At 71.6% G+C, this 15,038-nt stretch carries 15 protein-coding genes and 3 tRNA genes; 3 read left to right on the top strand and 15 right to left on the bottom strand.

Annotated features, from left to right (window positions below; translation table 11 throughout):
- Position 1: 1 nt before the first annotated feature.
- Positions 2 to 75, bottom strand: a tRNA-Phe gene (locus IEY30_RS13870).
- Between the two features lie 233 nt (positions 76 to 308).
- Here IEY30_RS13870 and IEY30_RS13865 point away from each other — a divergent pair.
- Positions 309 to 884 (top strand): YceI family protein, encoded by a 576-nt coding sequence (locus IEY30_RS13865; RefSeq protein WP_030199464.1) that lies wholly within the window; start codon positions 309 to 311, stop codon positions 882 to 884.
- Positions 885 to 966: 82 nt separating this feature from the next.
- Here IEY30_RS13865 and abmR read toward each other — a convergent pair whose 3' ends face one another.
- Together abmR and IEY30_RS13855 are read right to left on the bottom strand one after the other, a co-directional pair.
- Positions 967 to 1,488, bottom strand: a complete 522-nt coding sequence (gene abmR / locus IEY30_RS13860; RefSeq protein ID WP_030199468.1) for an ATP-binding transcription factor AbmR — start codon at positions 1,486 to 1,488, stop codon at positions 967 to 969.
- A gap of 118 nt (positions 1,489 to 1,606) precedes the next feature.
- Complete coding sequence (locus IEY30_RS13855) at positions 1,607 to 2,638, bottom strand: M12 family metallopeptidase (protein ID WP_030199472.1); 1,032 nt, start codon at positions 2,636 to 2,638, stop codon at positions 1,607 to 1,609.
- 175 nt (positions 2,639 to 2,813) lie between these two features.
- Here IEY30_RS13855 and IEY30_RS13850 point away from each other — a divergent pair, with 175 nt between their 5' ends.
- Positions 2,814 to 4,250, top strand: a complete 1,437-nt coding sequence (locus IEY30_RS13850; RefSeq protein ID WP_030199476.1) for a GuaB1 family IMP dehydrogenase-related protein — start codon at positions 2,814 to 2,816, stop codon at positions 4,248 to 4,250.
- Positions 4,251 to 4,555: 305 nt separating this feature from the next.
- On the opposite strand, the gene IEY30_RS13845 is transcribed toward IEY30_RS13850, so the two are convergent.
- The 3 genes from IEY30_RS13845 to IEY30_RS13835 are packed head-to-tail and all read right to left on the bottom strand — an operon-like array spanning position 4,556 to position 7,625.
- Positions 4,556 to 5,242, bottom strand: coding sequence for an HAD family hydrolase (locus IEY30_RS13845; RefSeq protein ID WP_229675005.1), 687 nt, complete (start codon positions 5,240 to 5,242; stop codon positions 4,556 to 4,558).
- 4 nt (positions 5,243 to 5,246) lie between these two features.
- The gene (locus IEY30_RS13840; RefSeq protein ID WP_030199481.1) at positions 5,247 to 6,539 is read right to left on the bottom strand and encodes a fatty acid desaturase family protein; all 1,293 of its coding nucleotides are present in this window, start codon (positions 6,537 to 6,539) and stop codon (positions 5,247 to 5,249) included.
- Between the two features lie 15 nt (positions 6,540 to 6,554).
- A complete protein-coding gene (locus IEY30_RS13835; RefSeq protein WP_030199484.1) occupies positions 6,555 to 7,625 on the bottom strand; it encodes a ferredoxin reductase in 1,071 nt (356 codons plus the stop codon).
- 99 nt (positions 7,626 to 7,724) lie between these two features.
- Here IEY30_RS13835 and IEY30_RS13830 point away from each other — a divergent pair, with 99 nt between their 5' ends.
- A complete protein-coding gene (locus tag IEY30_RS13830) occupies positions 7,725 to 8,915 on the top strand; it encodes a helix-turn-helix domain-containing protein (protein ID WP_030199489.1) in 1,191 nt (396 codons plus the stop codon).
- A gap of 207 nt (positions 8,916 to 9,122) precedes the next feature.
- Here IEY30_RS13830 and IEY30_RS13825 read toward each other — a convergent pair whose 3' ends face one another.
- The 9 genes from IEY30_RS13825 to IEY30_RS13785 all read right to left on the bottom strand — a co-directional run bounded on the left by IEY30_RS13825 (position 9,123) and on the right by IEY30_RS13785 (position 14,918).
- Positions 9,123 to 10,079 (bottom strand): D-2-hydroxyacid dehydrogenase family protein, encoded by a 957-nt coding sequence (locus tag IEY30_RS13825; RefSeq protein WP_030199493.1) that lies wholly within the window; start codon positions 10,077 to 10,079, stop codon positions 9,123 to 9,125.
- Between the two features lie 79 nt (positions 10,080 to 10,158).
- Positions 10,159 to 10,232 (bottom strand) — tRNA-Asp (locus IEY30_RS13820).
- A 32-nt stretch (positions 10,233 to 10,264) separates the two neighbouring features.
- Positions 10,265 to 10,337, bottom strand: a tRNA-Glu gene (locus tag IEY30_RS13815).
- Between the two features lie 92 nt (positions 10,338 to 10,429).
- Positions 10,430 to 11,476, bottom strand: a complete 1,047-nt coding sequence (locus IEY30_RS13810) for a PHP domain-containing protein (RefSeq protein ID WP_030199496.1) — start codon at positions 11,474 to 11,476, stop codon at positions 10,430 to 10,432.
- 39 nt (positions 11,477 to 11,515) lie between these two features.
- The gene (locus IEY30_RS13805; RefSeq protein WP_030199501.1) at positions 11,516 to 12,394 is read right to left on the bottom strand and encodes a hypothetical protein; all 879 of its coding nucleotides are present in this window, start codon (positions 12,392 to 12,394) and stop codon (positions 11,516 to 11,518) included.
- Entirely contained in the window at positions 12,391 to 12,894 is a 504-nt protein-coding gene (locus IEY30_RS13800; RefSeq protein ID WP_030199505.1) for a SigE family RNA polymerase sigma factor, read from the bottom strand. Before IEY30_RS13800 ends, IEY30_RS13805 begins: the two co-directional genes overlap by 4 nt.
- Positions 12,895 to 13,029: 135 nt before the next feature.
- The gene (locus IEY30_RS13795) at positions 13,030 to 13,575 is read right to left on the bottom strand and encodes an NUDIX domain-containing protein (RefSeq protein ID WP_030199507.1); all 546 of its coding nucleotides are present in this window, start codon (positions 13,573 to 13,575) and stop codon (positions 13,030 to 13,032) included.
- 241 nt (positions 13,576 to 13,816) lie between these two features.
- Positions 13,817 to 14,425, bottom strand: coding sequence for a methylated-DNA--[protein]-cysteine S-methyltransferase (locus IEY30_RS13790; protein WP_030199510.1), 609 nt, complete (start codon positions 14,423 to 14,425; stop codon positions 13,817 to 13,819).
- Positions 14,418 to 14,918, bottom strand: coding sequence for an RNA polymerase sigma factor (locus tag IEY30_RS13785; RefSeq protein WP_030199513.1), 501 nt, complete (start codon positions 14,916 to 14,918; stop codon positions 14,418 to 14,420). The genes IEY30_RS13790 and IEY30_RS13785 overlap by 8 nt, the downstream gene beginning before the upstream one ends.
- Positions 14,919 to 15,038: the final 120 nt, after the last annotated feature.

The following is a 15,038-nucleotide window of genomic DNA, read 5'->3' as shown; positions in this document are numbered from 1 at the left end:
GTGGCCAGGGGCGGGGTCGAACCGCCGACCTTCCGATTTTCAGTCGGACGCTCGTACCAACTGAGCTACCTGGCCGGGACAACGAGTGGAACTATAGCCGACCGCTGCGCCCATCCCGCAAACCGTCTGCGCCGGCGCCACCCGGCGCCACCCGGGGCCACCGGCCCGCGAGCGGGTATGGGCAGGACGGCCGTTCGGGGGCCGCGGGCCAGGCGCACTTGCGATCGCTTCATGGGAAGTGGAAGATTCAAGCATCCCGGTCGTGAGATGATGCCGCGACTCATCAACCGACCCGCAGGGGAGAGATCATGACCGACCACGGATCCGCGCTGAGCGGGGACTGGGACTTCGACCCGGCCCACACCCGTATCGGGTTCTCTGCGCGCCACGCGATGGTGACGACGGTCCGTGGCTCCTTCAACGACGTGACCGGCCGCCTCTACGCCGACGTCGAGGACATGTCCAAGTCCTACGCCGAGGTCGTCCTCAAGGCCGCCAGTGTCGACACCCGCAACCAGCAGCGGGACGACCACCTGCGCAGCGCCGACTTCTTCGACGTCGAGAAGTGGCCCGACATCCGCTTCGAGAGCACGCAGATCGAGGAGGTCGAGGAGAACGCCTACATGGTCTCGGGCAACCTGACCATCCGCGACATCACCAAGCCGGTCACGATCCCGATCGAGCTCGTGGGCGTGCAGACCGACGCACAAGGCGCCCTGCGCGCGGGCTTCGAGGGGTCGCGCCGCATCAACCGCCGCGACTTCGGCCTCGAGTGGAACATGCCGCTCGATGCCGGCGGCGTCCTCGTCTCGGAGAAGATCTCGCTCGAGTTCGAGATCTCCGCCGTCAAGCGCGGCAGCGACCAGCCCGCAGACCAGGGCTGAGCCCGCCGACCAGGCTGAGCGCGCAGACCAGGGCAGAGCCCGCAGTCCACCGAGCCCGACAAACCCGCCGAGTCCGGCGACGTCAGGCAGCAGGACCCTTGGTGCGCACGTCCGCGACGTGCGACATCGCCTCGCGCAGCTCGCCGAGCCAGTCGCTCTCGTGCTGGCCGACGAGCTTGACGCACCACGCCAGCGCCTCCGCGCGCGACCGGGCGACGCCCGCGTCGACGAGCGTGTCGAGGACGAGCCGCTCGCGCTGGCGCAGCCGCGTCATCGCCGGCGCCGCGACGTGGGTGAACAGCTCCGTGCGGTCGCCGACGCGCACCGCCCACGAGACCTTGCGCTCGAAGCGGTGCTCGGCCTCGCGCGCGATCTCGATCCGCCGCGCCCGCGTGTCCTCGCGGAAGGCCTTGGTGCGCCCGGCGCGCGCCTCGTCGCGCTCGGCATCGCTCGACCCGTCGGGCAGGTCGACGTCGGCGACCGTGAGCACGACGGTGATCTCCTCGCGGTCGACGGTGATCTCGGGTGGCGTCGCACGCCACTCCTCGGGCAGGCGGCCGACGAACCAGCCGCGCACCCGCTCCAGTGCTTCGTTCGTAATCATGTAATCAGGATTACTGGATTACCAACGTGGGTCAACGCCTTACGCCCGAGGCGAAGAACGAGGACGTAAGCCGGCGGGTGGCCGCCGCGCGTCGTACGTCCTCGGTGGAGGGGTGGGGTCAGCGCCGGCGGGCTCGGATCGAGTACGCGCCGGTGCCGCTCGCCGCGTGGTGGCGCACCTGGGCGACGTAGCGTCCCGGCGTCAGGCCGGCCCGCACGCGCGCGTTGACGCCGTAGCCCCCGTCGTCGTCCTCGCCGACGAGGTCGGTCTCGCTGTTCGGCCCGAAGAGCGTGAGGAAGACGTCGGTGGAGCCGCGCGTCGTCACCTCGTAGAGGCCGTCGCTCGCGACGTCGAAGGCGTAGAGGTCCTCCTCGCCGGCCGCCCCGATGCTGGCGTCGACCTTCGGCCCGTCGACGGTCAGCGTCACGGCGTCACCGACGACGGGCGCCGACCGCGGGTACATCGCGGCGCCCGAGACGAACGCCTTGTCGAGCGCCGAGGGCACGTCGTTGGCGTGCGTGGCGACGCCGTTGAGCGTCCACGACGCGGGGAAGGAGTAGAGCATGATCGAGTCGGGGTCGAACTGGGTCCCCTTGATCTGGTCCAGCGCGTACTTCATGAAGACGTTGTGGCGCACCTTCGCCTCGTCCCACCGGTTCGGCGGGCCGGCGAGGGCCGCGATGACGACGGGCTCGTTCCACTGGATGCCGCCCTGCGGGTTCGAGTGCTCGTGCGCGAGCCCGATGGCGTGGCCGAACTCGTGCCCCGCCGTGCCGCCGTCGAGGAAGCCGAGGTTCATCGTCGCCTCGTCGGCCGGGATGCTCTTGATGTCGGTCCCGACGTAGGACCATGCGCCGTCGTTGGGGTCGAAGGAGATCCGGATGTCGGCGTCCGGGTGGTCGCCGAAGTCGAAGGCGATGTTGCACGCCGCCTGCCACCAGGCAGCCTGCTCGCGCGCCGTCGCCTGCTGCTGGGGCGTGCCCTCGAGGAAGCGCACCTTGAGCGTCGTCCCGTTCATCCACGCCTTGCCGATGGGTGAGATCGCGCGGTCCGCGCCGTTGGGCCCGGGCAGACCGCGCTCGCGCCGGTGAGGGCGCATCAGGTCCCTGGGAAGGATCCGGTCGAAGCACACGTGCGGTGCATCCGTCATGGCGATACCCCAATCCGTCCGGGGCGCAAGCGCGTCCACCGACCATCGTCCTCCCGAGGTGCGTCCCGCACAGGCAAAACGGGCGTATGCCGTCACCCCCGGGTCAGGCCGTCCGCCGCTGTCCGCGTGCCGTCCCGCGTGGTGGGGCCGGGAGCGGCGCCTAGAGTTGGTGACCGTGCAGTTCCTCAACGGCCTCCAGCCCCAGCTCGACCTCACCTACGACGACGTCTTCATGGTGCCGAGCCGCTCGTCGGTGACGAGCCGCCTCGACGTCGACCTGTCGACCGTCGACGGGTCGGGCACCACCATCCCGCTCGTCGTCGCCAACATGACGGCCATCGCCGGTCGCCGCATGGCCGAGACGGTCGCGCGCCGCGGCGGCATCGCCGTCATCCCGCAGGACATCCCCGTCGAGGTGGTCCGCGACGTCGTCGGCTGGGTCAAGCAGCGCCACCTCGTGCACGACACCGCGATCACGCTCGAGCGACACATGACCGCCGGTGAGGCGCTCGTGCTCATCGGCAAGCGCGCCCACGGCGCTGCTGTCGTCGTCGACGGGACCAAGCCGGTCGGCATCGTCACCGAGAAGGACCTGACCGGCGTCGACCGCTACACGCAGGTGCACGACGTCATGCGCGAGGACATGCTCGTGCTGCCCGACTCGGTCGAGCCGCAGGAGGCCTTCGAGCGGCTGTCGGACGCGCGCCGCAAGGTCGCCCCCGTGGTCTCCGAGCACGGCGAGCTCGTCGGCATCCTCACCCGGGGCGGGGCCATCCGGGCCGGGCTCTACCAGCCGGCCGTCGACGACGACCGGCGGCTCCGCGTGGCTGCCGCCGTCGGCATCAACGGTGACGTCGCGGCCAAGGCCGCCGAGGTGCTCGACACCGGCGCCGACGTCCTTGTCATCGACACCGCCCACGGGCACCAGGACAAGATGATCGAGGCGCTGCGGGCCGTGCGTGCGCTCGACCCGCGCGTGCCGGTGGTGGCCGGCAACGTCGTCTCGGCCGCCGGCACCCGCGAGCTGATCGAGGCAGGCGCCGACATCGTCAAGGTCGGGGTGGGTCCCGGCGCGATGTGCACGACGCGCATGATGACCGCCGTCGGTCGCCCGCAGTTCTCGGCTGTGCTCGAATGTGCCACGGCTGCAAGGGATCTCGGCAAGCACGTCTGGGCCGACGGTGGCGTCCGGCACCCGCGCGACGTCGCGCTCGCGCTCGCCGCCGGCGCGTCCAACGTCATGATCGGGTCGTGGTTCGCCGGCACCCTCGAGTCGCCCGGCGACCTCTACACCGACAACGACGGCCGGCAGTACAAGGAGTCGTTCGGCATGGCCAGCTCGCGGGCGGTGCGCAACCGCACGGCGAGCGACACGGCATACGACCGCGCGCGCAAGGCCCTCTTCGAGGAGGGCATCAGCACCGCCCGGATGTACGTCGACCCGTCGCGCCCGTCCGTCGAGGACGTCATCGACGAGATCGTCGCCGGGCTGCGCAGCAGCTGCACGTATGCCGGTGCGCGCACTCTCGAGGAGTTCCACGAGCGGGCGGTCGTCGGCCTCCAGAGCACGGCCGGCTTCGCCGAGGGTCGCCCGCTGCACACCTCCTGGTGACCTCTCGGACGTGTCGGCCTGTCCGGCCCGGTCCGGCGATCCGGTTCCGGTCGCCTGACAGGTCTCCCGACCGAACCCGACGGGCCGGCCTGTCAGACGACCGGGCGCTCAGCGGCGCTGAACCGGCGCTCGGGTCCCCCTAACGGTCGAGAACGTGCGGATGGTCCTGCGTGCAGTGGGGGGCGGACCCCACCATTTGCAGGACCATCCGCACCACGATGTGCAGGACTGCGAGCCGCGGCGCAGCCGAGCATGACCGGGGCAGACGGCATACGGCCTCGGGCGGCATACGCCCTCGGCGCGGGTCAGTGGCGCTTGCGGCCGACCTCGACGACGCGCCAGCCACGCTCCCGGGCGAGCTCACGCAGCTCGCCGTCGGGGTTGACGGCGACGGCGGTGCCCACACGCTCCATCATCGGCAGGTCGCTGACGGAGTCGCTGTAGGCCGTGCAGCGCTCGAGGTCGTAGCCGCGCTCGGCGGCCAGCTTCTCGATCTCGATGACCTTGCCGGCGCCGTAGCAGAACTCGCCGGCCAGGTGCCCGGTGTAGCGGCCCTCGTCGTCGAGCTCGCTCCGGGTGGCGACAGCCCCCTCGAGCCCGAGCGCGGTCGCGATGCGGCTGACGAGCTCGATGGGCGAGGCGGACACGACGATGCGGTCCTGGCCGAGCGCCTTGCAGTCCGACAGCAGCGTCATCGACGCGGGGATCGCCTTACGGACGATGCCCGGGGTGATGGCGTCGGTGAGGTGGATGATGTCGGACTGCCGGATGCCGGCGACGGCCCGGAGGATGCGCTCGCGCAGCGCCTCCGAGCCCTCGTCGGTGGATCCCTTGCGGTGGAAGGAGATCGCGTTGACGGTGTCCTTGACGAGGTCCTTCCACGGCACGTGGCCGCTGCGGAAGGCCGCGATCGCGAGCGGGTAGTTCGCGGACCCGCGGATCAGGGTGCGGTCGAGGTCGAAGAAGGCGGCCGTCGGCACGGGTCGTGCCACCGCCTCACCCGACACGCGCCACCATCGGCAGGGCGGCGCCGCGGCGCGGCGGGACCGGGGCGTTGACGGCGTCGGCCGAGCCCTTGGGCAGCGGACGCGGACGGTTCGGCAGCGCGAGGCGGAAGACCTTGGCCCACGCCTGGTAGACCTGCTTCGGCATCGGCCCGGTCGTGTAGGGCAGGCCGTAGCGCTGACAGATCTCGCGCAGCTCGACGGCGACCTCGTGGTAGCGGTTGCTCGGCAGGTCGGGGAAGCAGTGGTGCTCGATCTGGTGGCTGAGGTTGCCCGTCATGAGGTGCATCAGCTTGCTGCCGGAGATGTTGGCCGAGCCGAGCATCTGGCGGATGTACCAGTCGCCGCGGGTCTCGCCCTCGATCTCCTCCTCGGTGAAGACGTCGACCCCGTCGGGGAAGTGACCACAGAAGATGACCGAGTGTGCCCACACGTTGCGGATCGCGTTGGCGGTGAAGGTGCCGAGGAGGGCCTGCTTGCCGGAGCCGAACGGCATGGCGGCGACGGGCGTCGCGACGTAGTCCTTGCTGAACTGGCGGACCACCTTGCGGCCCAGCGCCTTGAGGTCCTTCTTGAGGTCCTCCTTCGACTTCTCGCCCTCCTGGACTGCCTCGAGCTCGAGGTCGTAGATCGCGATGCCCCACTCGAAGAAGGGAGCCAGGATCCCGTTGATGACGGGGTTGAGGATGTTGTGCGGACGCCACGGCTGGTCCTCGGCCATGCGGAGCGTGGAGTAGCCCACGTCCTTGTCCTTGCCCAGCACGTTGGTCCACGTGTGGTGCAGGTCGTTGTGGGTGTGCTTCCAGGCCGCTGCCGGGGTGACGAAGTCCCACTCCCACGTCGTGGAGTGGATGTCGGGGTCGCGCATCCAGTCCCACTGGCCGTGCAGGACGTTGTGGCCGATCTCCATGTTCTCGAGGATCTTCGCCACGGAGAGCATCGCGGTGCCGGCGACGAAGGCAGACTTCTTCTTCGACAGCAGGAGCGTGGCACGGCCGGCGACCTCGAGGGTGCGCTGGACGCGGATGACACGTCGGATGTAGGCCGCGTCCTTGGCGCCGCGCGTCGCGATGATGCGGTCGCGCAGGGCGTCGAGCTCCTTGCCGAGGCGCTCGACATCGGCCTCGGACAGGTGTGCGGCGGCACTCGGGCGCTTGACGGGTCCGCCGGACGCTGCGAGGACCGGCTTCTTGGGCCGGATCGTCGTCGCGGTGCCTGCAACGGCACCGACGGCCTCGGTGGCGCCGGTGGGCGTCGTCGTCGGTCGGTTCGTGGTGGCGGTCATGGGGTGTTTCCCTTCCTAGATGTCCAGGTGGACGGGTCCGGCGGCCGCGTTGACGCAGGTCTGGATGAGCTCGCCCTCGTCGCCGTGGACCTCGCCGGTGCGCAGGTCGCGGACCTTGCCGGCCACGAGCGGCACGAGGCAACTGCGGCAGATGCCCATGCGGCACCCGCTCGGCATGACGACGCCGCACTCCTCGCCGGCCTCGAGGAGGGGGACGTCGCCGCCCACCTCCAGCTCCTTGTCCGACTTCTCGAACGTCAGGAGGCCGCCCTCGCCGCCGGATCCCTCCAGCAGCACGGGGGCGAAGCGCTCGATGGTGAGGTGGGGGTGGGCGGGGTCCTCGCCGTCGCGCAGCCACAGCTCGCTCGCGGCGTCGAGGAACTCCGTGGGACCGCAGGCGTATGCCGCGCGGTCGCGCCAGTCGGGACAGAGCGTCTCGAGGTCGGTGACGTCCGAGAGGTCGAGGCGCCGGCCGCCTTCCTCGCGGGTGAACCAGTGCCGGACGGTGAGGCCGGGGAACTGGTCGGCCAGCTCGAGCAGCTCGTCGTGGAAGAGCGCCTCGTCGCGCGTGCGTGCCGAGTGGATGAGCACGACGTCGGCGTCGGGCCGGCGCGGCACGAGGGTGCGGATCATCGACATGACCGGGGTCAGGCCGCTGCCGGCCGTGAGCATCAGGAGCGGGCGCGGGTGCTCGGGGAGCACGAAGTCGCCCTGCGGGGTGTCGAGGAAGAGGATGTCGCCGACCTTGGTGTCCCGGGCCAGCGCGGTCGAGACGACGCCGATGGCGGTGACCGTGATGGCCGGGTCGTGGCCGACGGCGGCGGACAGCGAGTAGCTGCGCCACTGGCGGACGCCGTCGATCTCGACGCCGATGCGGGCCCACTGGCCGGCGGCGTGGGGGTTCCAGCCGCGACCGGGCCGGAAGTGGATCGTCGTCGAGTCGGCGGTCTCGCGGACGACCTTGGTGACGACGCCGCGCAGCTGCCGGGCCGACGCCAGCGGGTTGACGAGGTTGAGGAAGTCCTCGGGCTCGCGCGGGGTCGTCAGGAGCGACGCCACACGTCGGAGAGCACGGAACTGAGTCATGGTCCCATCATGGTGTTCACAGGGTCCGCGCGTCTTGGGGCGACGCGTACTCTTTGAGTCAAGAAACTGTTGCGTCACGACAATTTGCTGGAGGCCGACGTGGCACAGGACACATCAGACCCACCGTGGTTGTCTCTGCCCGCCGAAGTGGCAGTCGTGCTCCGACCGGTCGTGCGCGACATCGTGGAGGCCATCATCGACGGCATACCCCGCGACGTCCCGGTCTATGCGATGCCCATGGAGGGGCGCTTCGGGCAGGGGGTGCGCCAGGGCGTGACGATCGCCCTCAACCGCTTCCTGGACCTGCCCGGGACGCGTCTGCCGGCCCTGTCGGAGGACGGCAAGTGGGTCTACGAGAGCCTCGGCCGCGGCGAGGTCCGGTCGGGCCGCAGTCTGGAGTCGCTGCTCGCCGCCTACCGCTACGGGGCACGCGTCACCTTCCGCGCGATCTCGCGCACGGTGGACGTCTCGCAGATGCCGCCCGACGCGCTGCTCGCGCTGGGGGAGTCGCTCTTCGCCTACATCGACGAGCTGTCGGCGGCGAGCGCGCAGGGTTATGCGCAGGAGCAGTCCGAGCGGGCCGGCGAGCAGGTGCGGCTGCGTGGAGAGCTGCTCGAGATGATCCTGCGCGGGGACTCCAGCGACGGCGGCGTGCCTCGCCTGGCCGCCGCCGTCGGGTGGACGTTGCCGGAGGTCGTCGGCGTTGCACTCGTGCCGTTCCCGCACGTGGACGGGCTGCGGACGGCTCTGGGGCCGGATGCTCTGGTCGCCGAGCGAGGCACCGACGTCGTCGTCGTCTTCCCGTATGCCGCGCGCTCGGCCCGCCCTCGTGACCTCGACCGCGCCCTGCGGGGTCGTCGGGCGATCGTCGGGCCGCCCCGGCCGTGGCAGCAGGCGGGGGAGTCGCTGCACCTCGCGACGTCCGCCGGCGCGCACGGAGTCGGGCCGGCCCCGGACCAGGCCGATGCCGAGACCTCACCCGTCTGGGTCGAGGACCACCTCGCCGAGCTGGTCGTGCACGCCGAGCCCCTCGCCACCGACGACCTGGCGCGCACGCGCCTCGCGCCGCTCGACGGCCTGCGCCCGGCTGCCCGCGAACGCCTCACCGAGACGCTCCTGGCCTGGCTGCGCCACCAGGGCCAGCGCGCCCCGATCGCCGAGGAGCTCTTCGTGCACCAGCAGACCGTCGGCTACCGCGTCGCCCAGCTCAAGGAGCTCTTCGGTGACGCCCTCGACGACCCCGAGGTGCGGTTCGAGCTCGAGCTCGTCCTGCGCGCCGGCCACCGCTGAGCGGGACGCGGCCACCCGGCATACGCCCTCGGGACGGGTGAGGTCGGGCGCGAGATCACGCACCTGGTGTCGCCAGGGCGCCCCCGGCGCGCGATCTCGCGCCCGGCCTGACGGCGTCGGGAAGTGGGCACTCGACCTTGGCGTCGCGCGCTTCTGGTCGAGTGCTCACGTCCCGACGTCGGAGACTGGGCACTCGAGGTGAGAGTGCTACAGCACTCGGATCGGGGACCCTTCGAGGTAGGCCGTCACGTCCTCGACGACGCCGCCGAAGAAGGTCGCGTAGACGTCGCGGGTGACGTAGCCGAGGTGGGGCGTCAGGAGCGTTCGGGGCGCGGTGCGGAGCGGGTGGTCGGCCGGCAGCGGCTCCTCGTCGAAGACGTCGAGGCCGGCGCCGCCGAGGTGGCCCCGCTCCAGGGCGGCGAGCAGCGCGTGCTCGTCGACGATCGGCCCGCGCGAGGTGTTGACGAGCAGGGCGTCGGGCCGCATCAGGGCGAGCTCGCGGTCGCCGACGAGCCCTCGCGTGCCGTCGGCGAGCGGCAGGTGCACCGAGACGACGTCGGAGGCGGAAAGCAGCTCGTCGAGCGCGACGGCCCGGGCGCCGGCGGCCTCGGCTCGGGCGGGCGTGAGGTTGCGGCTCCACGCCACGACGTCCATCCCGAAGGCGCGCCCGACGGCCGCGACCTGCGAGCCGATCCGGCCGAGTCCCAGCACGCCCAGGGTGTGGCCGCTGAGGTCGCGCCCGACCGTCGTTTGCCAGCCACCGTCCCGGACGGCCGTGGCCTCGGGGACGAGGTGCCGCGCCAGCCCGAGGACCAGCGCCCAGGTCAGCTCCGCCGGTGCCGTCGCGAGGCTCTCGGTGCCGCAGACGGTGATGCCTGCGGCGCTAGCGGCGGCCACGTCGATGCTCGGGTTGCGGCGGCCGGTCGTGACGACGAGCCGCAGGCGGGGGAGGGCGGCCAGCACGTCAGCCGGCAAGGGCGTGCGCTCGCGCATGACGACGACCGCGTCGTAGGGCTCGAGCCGCTCCACGAGGGCGTCCGGCTCGCTGACGTGGTCGCGGAAGACCTCGACGGTGCACGGCGTGCGGGGGTGGTCGGTCACGGCCGACCAGTCGGCACTGGTCAGGGCCACGCCCTGGTAGTCGTCGAGCACCGCGATCCGCACGCGCCCACCCTAGGAGACGAGCCGGCCCCCGGAACGGCAGAAGCCCCGCTCTCTGTTGAGAGCGGGGCTTCTGTGCGAGCGACCCCGACCGGGCTCGAACCGGCGACCTCCGCCGTGACAGGGCGGCGCGCTAACCAACTGCGCTACGGGGCCTTACTGGGTGGTGCGTGTCGAACTGTACTGCGTATCCCCAACGGGATTCGAACCCGTGCTGCCGCCGTGAAAGGGCGGAGTCCTAGGCCGCTAGACGATGGGGACCTGCCCGACCTATCCGTTGGGACGTCGAAACTATATGGGAGTTTCCGGCACCGTCCAAATCGGCTCCCGGGGCCGCTCCGAGGGGTGCCGGATCAGCCCTTGGCCCAGGCTCGGACGTCGTCGACGGGCCACGTCGTGACGATGCGCTCGGCGGGGATGCCGAGGCGCTCGGCCCGCTCGCAGCCCAGCGACTTCATGTCGAGCTGGCCCGGCGCGTGGGCGTCCGAGTCGATGGTGAAGAGGCACCCGAGGTCACGGGCGAGCTCGATGAGCTCGTCCGGGGGGTCGCACCGCTCGGGGCGGGAGTTGATCTCGACGGCGACGTCGTTCTCGAGGCAGGCGCGGAAGACCTTCTCGGCGTCGAACTGCGACGGCGGCCGTTTGCCCCGACCGCCGGTCACGAGCTGGCCCGTGCAGTGGGCCAGGACGTTGGTGCGTGGGTTGCGCACGGCGGTCACCATGCGCGGGGTCATCTCGAACGACGGCTGGCGCAGCTTGGAGTGGATCGAGGCGGTGACGACGTCGAGCCGGTCGAGCATGTCGTCGTCCTGGTCGAGGCTGCCGTCGAGGTGGATGTCGACCTCGATGCCCCGCAGCAGCGTGAAGGAGTCGCCGAGGCTGGCGTTGATCGCGTCGACCCGCTTCAGCTGGTCGGTGAGGCGCTCCCGGCTCAGGCCGTTGGCGACCTTGAGCCGCGGCGAGTGGTCGGTCAGGGCCATCCACTCCTGGCCGAGCTCGACGGCCGCGAGCACCATCTCCTCGATGGGGCTGCCGCCGTCGCTCCAGTTGGAGTGCGCGTGCAGGTCGCCCCGCAGCGCGGCGTAGAGGGCCTCGCCCCCGCGGGTCAGTGGCTCCCCGTGCTTCTCCTCGGTGGAGACGAGGTACGCCGGTAGGACCCCACGCACCGCCTGGCCGATGATCGCGGCGCTCGAGTCACCGATTCCCTTGATCTGCTTGAGGGTTCCGGCCTCGACCCGCTCGCGGAGCTCCTCGTCGCTGATGAGGGTGATCGCCTCGATGGTCTTGCGGAAGGCGTCGATGCGGTAGCTGCTCTCGCGTCCTCGCTCGAGCAGGAAGCAGATGCGGCGCAGCGCGTCGATCGGGCTGATCGGGGCCTGCGGAGGGGTCGGCTGCTCCATGTCCGGCAGCCTAACCGCGCCGACCGGTGCGGTGCGGGCTCACTGCTGCAGGGTCGGCAGCGTGCTCCCGTCCGGCAGCTTGCCCGGCGCCGTCTGCGTTGACGGGACGACCCGGACGATGTCGCCGTACTGTTGCGCGATGAGACCGGGGGAGGAGCCCTCGTCCGCCCTGACGACGACCTGGTCGGCGCGGGCGTCCTGCGTGACGGCGATGATCTCGATTCCCTTGGAACGCCACAGCATCCGCTGGTCGACGATCTCCTTCGCGACCTTCTCCTTCTCGGCCAGCGTATGGCTCATGACGACGAACTCCACATCGGTCGGTGACGGCATCGCGCGCGTCACGAGGTCCTCCAGGGCGGGGTCGTGGCGGGTGACGACGACGGCCACGCGGGCACCCGCGGCGTCGACGGCATACGCCCCCGAGAAGACGTCGGGCCACCGGGAGGCCACGGTCGGCTCGACGGCCGTGAACGCGGTGGTCTGCGGCGTCGAGAGGGTGCCGAACCACCGCGTCGTGTCGCGGGCGGGCGGCACGGACGGAGCCATGCCTGGGCTGCCCGCCGCGCCGTTCCCCGAGAGCGACTGCGGGCTGCGGGCGCCGTCGCCCGCACCAGCGCTCGACGATGAATCCTTCATGAGCTCAGCTGAACCCGCGCTCGTGGCGCTCGACGATCCGCCATGGGTTCCGGTCAGCCACGCGCCGCCGACGGCCCCGACGACGACCACCGCCGCGGCAGCGCCGAGCAGCGCGGAGCGGCGGCGTGAGGTGCGAGCGCGGCCACGCATCAGGGCGCGCTGGGCGAAGAGGTCGTCGCGCGGTGGTTCGAGGTCGTTCATGGTGGACAGCGCCTTTCGCAGCTGCAGCTCGCCCTCCTCCGGGGCGGTGGCGGGGCCCCGCGTCGTGTCGTCGCTCATGGAAAGGCTCCCGCCCCGGTCAGTGGTGGTTCGGCGAGTCGGTCGCGCAGGACGGCGAGCCCGCGCGAGATCTGGCTCTTGATGGTGCCTTCGGCGACGCCGGTGCACTCGGCGATCTGGGGCACCGTGAGGTCCTCCCAGAAGCGGAGGACGAGGACGGCGCGTTGCTTCTCCGGCAGGTCGCGCAGCAGCTCGGTGAGGGTCATCGCGAGCTCGCGGTCGTGGTCGGTCGTGGCCGGCTCCGGGGCCTCGTCGGTGAGGACCTCGCGGCGCCGTTTGCGCTGGTCGTTGAGGTAGAGGTTCATCATCGTGCGCCTCGTGTAGGCGGTCTCGGCGCCCGTGCCGATCCGCGGCCACGCGACGTAGACCCGGGCGAGGGCCTCCTGGACGAGCTCGTCGCCGTCGGCCCAGTTGCCGCAGAGCAGGTAGGCGCGTCGGCGCAGCATCGTCTGCCGCTCCTCCACGAAGCTGCGGAACGCCGCCTCGTCCCTGCGTCTCATGTGTCCCCGCCGGTTCCGGTCGTCAAGGTGTGAGTCTCTCGTACACCCCTATGGACACGTGGCCGCCACGATCCGTTGCAGGCGCCGACGACTTCTTTCGTATGCCGTGTGCCGGGCTCGCGCTGGTGGGCGCCCTCAGCCCACCCGGCCGAGGGCCAGGAGCGCGAACATCAGGGCCGCGACCGTCTCGCCGTCGTCGATGGCGCCGTCACGGACCATGCCGAGCACCTCGCCGACGGGGACGCGCCGGACGTGACCGATGCCCTCCTCGGCACGGGCGGCCTCGTCGGCGACGGCCAAGGGCGACAGGCCGGTGGCGAGGTAGACGACCTCGGGAGCCCGGCAGATGCCGTTGAGGGCGTTCATCGTGCCGACCTGGCGCCAGTGCTCGGCCTGGAGCCCGGTCTCCTCGGCGAGCTCGCGCCGGGCGGCGACGAGGGGGTCCTCGCCGTCGGTGCCGCCGGCGGGGACCTCGACCGACGGGCCGACGGTGTGTCGGTCGACAGTCACGAGGACGACCTCGTCGTCGTCGGTCAGCGCCACGACGAAGACCGCCGGCTGCCGCACCTCGAGCACCCCGAAGATGCCGTCGCCCCCGTCGGGCCGGGTGACGGCGTCCTCGCGGACGCGGATCCACGGGTTCTCGTAGACGACGCGCGTCTCACGCACGGGCCACGTCACGAGGGCTCTCCAGGGCGCATGCCCCGATCGTGCCACCCCCTCGAACTCGAGTGGCCCCGTCGCCCCACCCTCCTGCCACATCGAGCGAGCGCCCCGTCCCAGCCCAGCCCCGGAGTCGAGTGGCCCCGTCGCCCCACTCTCTGAGTCGAGTGAGCGCCCCGTTCCACCTCCCCGACACGTCGAGTGGCCCCGTCGTCCCACATCTTCAGTCGAGTGAGCGCCCCGTCCCATCGGGGGAGTGTCAGGCTGCCCGCTCGAGGGCGAGAAGGCGTTCCTTGGCGGGCAGGCCGCCGAGGTAGCCGCCGAGGGAGCCGTCCGAGCGCAGGACGCGGTGACAGGGGACGACGATGGGGAGCGGGTTCGTCGCGCAGGCCGAGCCGACCGCCCGCACCGCCCTGGGGTTGCCGGATGCCACCGCCACCTCCCCGTAGCTCTCGGTCGAGCCGTAGGGGATCTCACTGAGGTGCCGCAGCACCGTCAGTCGGAAGCCCCGGGCCAGGCGCAGGTCGAGGGGCACGTCGAAGACGTGCCGACGGCCCGCGAAGTAGTCGTCGAGCTCGCGCGCCAGCAGGTCGAGGCGGTGGCCCCCGCGCAGGATGCGCGAACCGATGGCCGCGCCGAGCGACTCGAGGACCCGGTCGTGGTCCTCGACCTCGAAAGCGACGCGGACGACACCGTCCTCGGTCGCCGCGAGCAGCAAGGCCCCGACGGGTGAGTCGACGACGCGGTAGGTCGCATGGAGGGACGACTCGGCCGACGCGCGGTCGACGAGCGCCGCGTGGAGGGCGTCCAAACGCTCGCGGTCTCCGGTGGCGGGCTCGGTCAGGAGCTGGATCGTGAGGTCAGACATGGAGGCTCACCCTTCCGTCAGGTGCGTACGTGGTCCGAAGGCGCGCGATGCCGTCGGCGGCCGCGCGGCGCGCTGCCGCGGGCGTGCCGCCGACGATGCGGGCGACCTCGGGGTGGGGCAGGCCGGCTACGTGGTGGTAGGCCACGCAGAGGCGCTGCTTCTCGGGGAGCGCGGCGACGGCCTGCCAGAGGTCTGCGTCAGGCAGGGCCTCCTCCGGCTGGTCGCCGCGTGGGGCGGTGGCGTCGGGCACTTCGCCGACCGGGACCGCGTGCCGGGCGCCGGCCCGCGCAACGTCGATCGCCTTGCGGTGCGCGATGGTGACGAGCCACGCCCGGACATTCGCGTCGTCGGGCAGGTCCGGCCAGGCGCGCAGGGCCGACAGGAACGTCTCGGACCACGCGTCGTCGGCCTCCGTCGGACCCACCACGGCGCGGCAGACCCGCAGCACCACGGCCCCGTGCTCGGTGACGGCCTGCTCGAACGGTTGCAACATGTCCTGTAGACGCTCCGGCCTGCGCAAGTGTGAGGTCACCAGTGTGGCGGACGGGACGAGGCGGCCACCCGAGTGGGACGGGGCGGCCACTCGACTGATCGGATGTGGGGCGCGGCGGCC

The organism is Terrabacter tumescens (assembly GCF_014646815.1).
Classification (GTDB): Bacteria; Actinomycetota; Actinomycetes; order Actinomycetales; family Dermatophilaceae; genus Terrabacter; species Terrabacter tumescens.
Note: the sequence above shows the minus strand (reverse complement) of the source record. Positions and strands in the feature narration are given on the sequence as shown.